The sequence below is a fragment of the Aquabacterium sp. genome, from assembly GCF_004297345.1.
Classification (GTDB): Bacteria; Pseudomonadota; Gammaproteobacteria; order Burkholderiales; family Burkholderiaceae_C; genus Aquabacterium.
In genome coordinates, this window is the sequence record NZ_SCTN01000080.1 from 1 (window position 1) to 6,825 (window position 6,825).

Here is a 6,825-nt window from a genome sequence, read left to right on the forward strand (position 1 = left end):
CCCGCCATCGCCTCTTCCACGGCGCCTTTGCACTCACCAGCTTTGCTGCCGGCTTTGCCGCGACCTTCCTGCCGCTTTATGCCTTCGCGGCCAGCGGCACACCCGTCATCACCACCAGCCCGACCACCCCAATCGGCACAGCCCCCGTTGGCACCGTGAACACCTCAACCGTGATCTTCGGGCCCAGCGCCAACTTCCCGAAAGTGGAGATCGTCAGCTATGACGAGAAGATCGGCGTGGTGCCGCTCACGCAACTGCACTACGCCGGCGCCGACGTCACACTGAAGCTGACCAACACCAGCAAGGTCGTCACCGATCCAGCCTGGCTGGCCGTGAAGGACGCCAATGTGCTGATGCGGCAGAACACCTCCGGCGTCAGCATCCCGACACTGCAACCAGGCGCATCGACCACGGTCAGCGTGCACCTGGATGCCGTGCTGCCAGCCGCGCAATCCCAATTGCCTGAAGACCAGCAATACAGCCAGTGGAACACGCAGTACCGCAATGTGTGCGGACCTCAATTCAGCAGCGTGCTCGATTGGCGCGGCCCACAAGCCCAGACTCCCATGGATCCACACCGCGAATCCCTGCTGGTCAAGGAAGGCTGGAGTGACTACGCCAAGGTGCCACCCAGTGTGCCCATCTGCTCGGGCAACCAATGCGTGAAGGTCTGCGACATCGAAAAGAGCGTGCGCAACCAGTTGGATGGCAAGGTCACGGGCTACAGCTTCTTCGTGGGCCAGTACCCCAAGTTCGGCGGCCATGGCGATGCCCGCACGGCGGCTGATGCACCTGAAACCGCATTCAAGTCCGACACCAAGATCACAGTGGCCAGCGTCAGCAAGCTGGTGACCACGATTGCTGCTGTTCGCCTGCTGGATCAAAAGGGCGTGAGCCTGGATGCCGCCATCGGCCCGTATCTCCCAGCCGACTGGACACTGCAAAGCAACTACATCAAGAACATCACCTTCGCACAGTTGCTGGGCCAGCGCAGCGGCATCAAGGACTACGGCAATGTCTCGATGGACTACGCCAAGCTCAAGGCCTTCTTCACGCAAGCCGTGAACACCAACGCCAACACCATGTGCCAGGGCTCCGGTGTGGTCAACCCATCCAACCCCGTCAACGTGAACAACCAGGGCTGGTGCTACAGCAACTACAACTTCGCCATCATGCGTGTGCTGCTGCCCAAGGTGGCCGGCTTTGCGGAAGATGCCAACCAGGCCACACGCCCACAAACGCTGGCCAATCAATACACACAACTGGTTCAGCAAAACGTGTTCAATCTGGTCGGCCAGAACGGCGTGAGCTGCAAGCCCCCCGTCAACAACACCAACTTCGCCTATGCCTATAAAGGCCCTGCTGACAACACGGGCGGCACCAACTGGGGTGACGTGTCCTTGATCTGCGGCGCAGCGGGTTGGTACCTGTCTGTGGAAGACATGGCCAAGGTGATGCTGAGCCTCAACGCCAAGGACGGCAAGATCCTGGCTGCATCCAATGGCAAGGACCTGTTCGAAACCATGCGCCAACGCGGCCTGGGCTGGGACGTGGACAACAACGGTGAGCTTGAAAAGAACGGCGGCTGGGGCGCTGCTTGCGATGCCAACGGCGTGTGTGACAACATCACCACCTCGGTGGCCATGTTCGGCCCGGTGACCGGCCCTCGCGTGCTGGGTGTGCTGTTCATCAACTCGAACATCACAGGCGGTGGCGGCGCACAAGGCGTGCTGGAGAAGGCTTACAACAGCTCGCTCTACATCAAACCATGATCACAAGTCACCTCATCAAATGATCAATGGGCGGGGAGTTTTCTCCGCCCATTTTTCTTTGTTCACTGCAATCCGTTGATCACCTGGGCGAGGCGGTAATTCATCACAGTGCCCCGCGAATGAATCGATCAGCCCCCCTCCACCTCGCAACATCACGCCGATATCCTGAACCAATGGCGGCTCATCAGAAGCGGCCTCGCACTTCGGTTGGAGGAGCCGAAGTCCACGTTATCCAGATGGGTAAGTGCCTTCATGCCTGCCGCAGATTCTTCTCCAGCCGCATCCACATCCGACCACGATGATTGGGATTGGCATGCCTTGTTGGGCGATCTGCCTGCAGGGGCATTCGTGGCTCGTGACGGCAGGTTCTTGTATGCCAATCAGGCCCTTCAGGATCTGTTCGGCTACACGCCAGAAGACCTGTCCACATTGAGCAGCCTGTCCCTCACGGCACCGGAAGACAGAGACACCGTCATGGTGCATGTGCGCCGCCGCCGGCGCATGGTGCCGGAGTTGCCCTATGAGGTGCAATGCCTGCGCAAGGACGGCAGCTGCTTTGATGCCAAGTTGTGTGGCATGCGGGTATTGGTAGGCGGCGTGGACGCGGATCTGGTCACCGTCACGGACATCACCGAATCGCGTCAGGCCATGCGCCTGGCCCAGCAACAACAGGAACAGCAACAGCAGCAATTGCAGGCCCTGTGGCTGCATGGCCTGATTCTGGACAGGCTGCCCACCCCCATCATGGCCGTGGATCAGCATGCACGCATCCAGTATGCGAATGAGGCCGTCTGCAAACTGCTGGGCTACCGTCGCGATCACCTTCTGACGCTGCCCATCTTCTCGATTGCGCCGCATCGCCGGCCAGACAGCTGGCAGGAATCACTGCAGTCGCTCAAGCAAGTAGGCCACCGCACCCTGAGCAGCGACTGGTGCACGGCCAATGGCCGCAAGCTCCAGGTTCAACTGAGCGTCCAATACGCGCAGCAAGGTGACGTGGAACTGGCCCTGATCGCCTTGCAAGACAGCACCAACAGCGCGGCCGCGCCCGCGTCATCAGGGCCACGCGTCCTGCAGTTTTGCGACATCACCGGCCTGCCCAATCAGCAGCTGTTTCGCGAGCGCCTGCGCAGCGAGGCGATGCTCGCCATCATGGACCACCGCAACATCGCCATCCTGGTGATGGGGCTCAATGAGCTGCAGCACATCAATGAGGTGGAAGGCTTTGCAAGCGGCGACCAGGTGATGCAGATCCTGACGAGGCGGCTGTCGCTCATCCCCAAGGGCACGGATCTGCTGGCCCATCTGGGTGGTGGCGAATTCGCCCTGATGTTCAGCCACGCCCCCCACATCGGCGACGACGCGGTGCTGCAACTGAGCCGCGCCATGCAAGAGGCCGCGACGAGCCCCATACAACTCAACAACAAGACCCTGCAGTTGAGCTGCAACATCGGTGCGGTGGTCTTCCCGCGTGACACAGGTGAGCCTGAAAACGTGCTGCGCCAGGCGCAGGCGGCCATGCGCATGGCCATCTCGCAAGGGCCTAACCGGGTCTACAGCTACACGCCCCAGGCCAATGCCCGCATCAGCGCCCGCATGGCGATCGAAGCGGCCTTGCGTGGGGCATTGGAGCGACACGAATTTCAACTTGCCTTTCAACCTCAGATCGACCTGACTCACGGCCGCATCGTCGGGGCGGAAGCCCTGCTGCGATGGCGTCACCCTGAGCTGGGGCAGGTCTCTCCGGCCGACTTCATCCCCATTGCCGAGGACACCGGACAGATACTGGCCATTGGTGAATGGGTGCTGGCGAGGGCATGCGAGGCCGCCGCCGACTGGCAGAAGCACAGCACGCAGCCCATTCGCGTGGCCGTCAATCTGTCGCCCAAGCAACTGCAGCAACCCCAACTTGCCGGCGTCATCGAAGCCACGCTGATCCAAAGTGGCTTGCCGCCTCACCTGCTGACCGTGGAGCTGACCGAACGCATGCTGCACGACCAGCAAGAGGCCGTAGCCGACACCCTGCAGCACCTCAAGGCCATTGGCGTATCGATCGCGCTGGACGACTTCGGCACAGGCTACGCCAGCTTGCAAAGCCTGCGCAGGCTGCCGATTGATGTGGTCAAGATCGACCGGTCTCTCGTGCCCGATGTCACCACCGAAACGCAGGATGTGTCCATCACCCGCGCCATCATCAACATGGCGCATGGCCTGCAAAAGAAGGTGCTGGCAGTCGGCGTCGAGAACGTGGGCGAGCTGGCCTTGTTGTGCGCCAATCAGTGCGACCAGATGCAGGGCTTCCTGTTCAGCCCGCCAATGGACGAGCACGAATTCGTGGCCATGCTCACGGAGGGCCGCTCGCTGCCCGACCACATGCTGGGCCGCAAGAAGCGCACGCGCACGCTGTTGGTCGTGGATGATGACCAGAACATCGTGAGCGCGCTCAAGCGCCTGTTGCGCAAGGATGGCTATCACATCGTGACGGCGGAAAGCGGGCCGGAGGGCCTGCAGAAGCTGGCAGAAAACGAAGTGGACGTCATCGTGTCGGACCAGCGCATGCCCGGCATGACGGGTGTGGAGTTCCTGCGCAGAACCAAGGAGCTGTACCCGGAGACCATCCGCATGGTGCTGTCCGGCTTCACGGAATTGCGCACCATCACAGATGCGATCAACGAAGGCGCCATCTACAAGTTCCTGACCAAACCCTGGGATGACGAGCACGTGCGAACCCACATCCAGGAGGCCTTCCATCAAAAGGAGATGGCCGACGACAACAAACGCCTGGACCGGGAAGTGCAAGAGGCCAATCGTGAACTGGCTGAGGTCAATGGCCGGCTCAAACACCTGCTGGAATCACAGCGCGAGCACATCCATCGGGAGGAAACCAGCCTGGTGGTCGCGCGCGAGATGCTGGAGAACATGCCCACCCCCGTGATCGGATTGGACCAAGGGGGCATGGTGGCCTTCATGAACTCCGAAGCCGAGCGGGTGTTCGCCGGGTCCTCCGGCATGCTGGGCCTGCACGTGAACGATGCACCCGAAAGCGCGCTGGCAGATGTATGGCGGCTCAGCGATGGCCGCTATCACGACATCACCGTGCGCGGCCAAGCCTATCGCGCCGTCTGCCGCCCGATGACCGGCAACACCCGCTCACGCGGCTCGCTCATGGTGCTGATACCCAGCCAGAACAGCCTGGCCCTGCCACCACCACAAACACCTCAGGCGAAAGGATGACGCCATGCGCACGACTGAAGAAACCCCTGCGCTCGAACCGCCTGTGCTGCCAGAGAGCACCGCTGATCGAGGCGTCTTGCAAGCGATGCTGGAGCACCGCTTCAGGCACACCCTGCGCTCAGGCCAGGTCAGCCCCTTGCTGCACCTGATCTTGCGCTACAGGCAGGAGGCCTCGGCATGTACACCCAACACCTGAGCGCAGAACACATCACGGCGCAGGTCAAGGAATTGCCCGCGCTGCCCGAGATCGTGACCGAGCTGGTGCGATTGATGAACGACGACGGCGTCAGTGGCGATTACCTGGCTGATCGCCTGGCCAAGGATCCGGGCTTGAGCGCCAAGGCCTTGCGGTTGGCCAACTCATCGTTCTACGGCCTCAGCCGCCAGATCCAGACCATCCCTGAGGCCCTGCAGATGCTGGGCCGGCGCACCGTGGGGCTGCTGGTGCTGGCCGCCGCGGCATCCGACACCATCAAGGTGCGCCCCCGCCCCGGGTTTGATCCACGGGTCTTCTGGCGTCATGCCCTGGGGGCTGCGCTGGCAGGCCAGACACTGGCCCGCACCCAGCATCTCAACCCTGATCTGGGCTTCACTGTGGGCTTGCTGCACGACATCGGGCAACTGGCACTGGCCTGCATCGTGCCGGAACGCCTGGCCGCCGTTGCCGACTACAAGCAATCGCATGACTGCATCAACATCGAAGCCGAGCAAGCCGTTCTGGGCACCGATCACACGGTGATTGGCGCGCTGCTGGCAGAGCGCTGGCAGTTCTCGCCACTGGTTGTCGAGGCGATCGCTCATCACCACGCGCCGGACACACGCCCAGGCCAGGGCCTCGTGGGCGTGGCGCATCTGGCCGATGCCATCTCGCATGCGCTGGGTCTGTCTGGCGAGGCCGACGAGGCTGTGCCGCCCACGCCGCCAGCCGTCTGGGCCGCCATCGCACCGGGCAACGACGCCTGCCTCCAACTGTTTGCCGATGTGGAGCGCCAGTTCGAAGGCGTCTGCACCGCCTTGCACATCTGAACTGAAGCCACAAGGAGTCCGCCATGCACACCATTGATTCAAGCCGGGCTGGTGATCAGACGGATACCTGCCACCAATGCAGCGGCCCTCATCAGGTGCACGAACTGCTGCGCGCCAACGAGGAGCTCAAGATCCTCAACGCCAAGCTGTCCGCCACGCAAGACAAGCTCGTGCAGTCTGAAAAGCTGGCCTCCATCGGGCAACTGGCGGCTGGTGTCGCCCACGAGATCAACAACCCGATTGGCTACATCTTCTCGAACTTCGGCACGCTGGAGCGCTACCTCGTGCACCTGTTTCAGATGCTGTCAGCCTACGAGGAGGCCGAGCGCTACATGATCGACACGCCGCATGGGCAACAGCTCAAGAAGCTGCGCGAACAGATCGAGCTGGACTATCTCAAGGAAGACATCCCCAACCTGATGCAGGAGTCTCGTGAGGGCATCTCCAGGGTTCGCAAAATCGTCAGCGACCTCAAAGACTTCTCTCGCGTGGGCTCCAGCCAGGAGTGGGTCTGGGCCAATCTGCATCGGGGCATCGAATCGACGCTCAACATCGTCAACAACGAGATCAAGTACAAGGCTGAAGTCATCAAGGCGTTTGGCGACCTGCCTGATGTCGAGTGTCTGCCGTCTGAAATCAACCAGGTCATCATGAACCTGTTGATCAATGCTGCTCATGCCATCACCGCTGAACGCGGCACTATCACCATCCGCACGGGCCGATCAGGAGAAGGCGAGCTCGAACAAGTGTGGATTGAAGTGGAGGACAACGGCTGCGGCATCGCCAAGGAGCA

The 6,825-nt window shown here is 61.7% G+C and carries 5 protein-coding genes; all 5 read left to right on the forward strand.

The features are described 5' to 3' along the window. A partial coding sequence (locus EPO09_RS02350; protein ID WP_290639779.1) for a serine hydrolase occupies positions 1–1,772 on the forward strand: 1,772 nt, incomplete at its 5' end. A gap of 252 nt (positions 1,773–2,024) precedes the next feature. Beyond that, positions 2,025–5,006 carry an EAL domain-containing protein gene (locus tag EPO09_RS02355; protein WP_290639780.1) on the forward strand — a complete coding sequence of 994 codons (2,982 nt, stop codon included), beginning with the start codon at positions 2,025–2,027 and terminating at the stop codon, positions 5,004–5,006. Between the two features lie 4 nt (positions 5,007–5,010). Further along, the gene (locus tag EPO09_RS02360) at positions 5,011–5,202 is read left to right on the forward strand and encodes a hypothetical protein (protein ID WP_290639782.1); all 192 of its coding nucleotides are present in this window, start codon (positions 5,011–5,013) and stop codon (positions 5,200–5,202) included. Further along, the gene (locus EPO09_RS02365) at positions 5,184–6,032 is read left to right on the forward strand and encodes an HDOD domain-containing protein (protein WP_290639783.1); all 849 of its coding nucleotides are present in this window, start codon (positions 5,184–5,186) and stop codon (positions 6,030–6,032) included. Before EPO09_RS02360 ends, EPO09_RS02365 begins: the two co-directional genes overlap by 19 nt. Before the next feature lie 23 nt (positions 6,033–6,055). Beyond that, on the forward strand, positions 6,056–6,825 hold a 770-nt coding region (locus EPO09_RS02370), incomplete at its 3' end, for an ATP-binding protein (protein ID WP_290639784.1).

What these genes read in the sequence shown, in the direction of transcription:
- EPO09_RS02355 (WP_290639780.1), top strand. Translation starts at nt 2,025, where the DNA reads ATGCCTGCCGCAGATTCTTCTCCAGCCGCATCCACATCCGACCACGAT.
- EPO09_RS02360 (WP_290639782.1), top strand. Translation starts at nt 5,011, where the DNA reads ATGCGCACGACTGAAGAAACCCCTGCGCTCGAACCGCCTGTGCTGCCA.
- EPO09_RS02365 (WP_290639783.1), top strand. Translation starts at nt 5,184, where the DNA reads ATGTACACCCAACACCTGAGCGCAGAACACATCACGGCGCAGGTCAAG.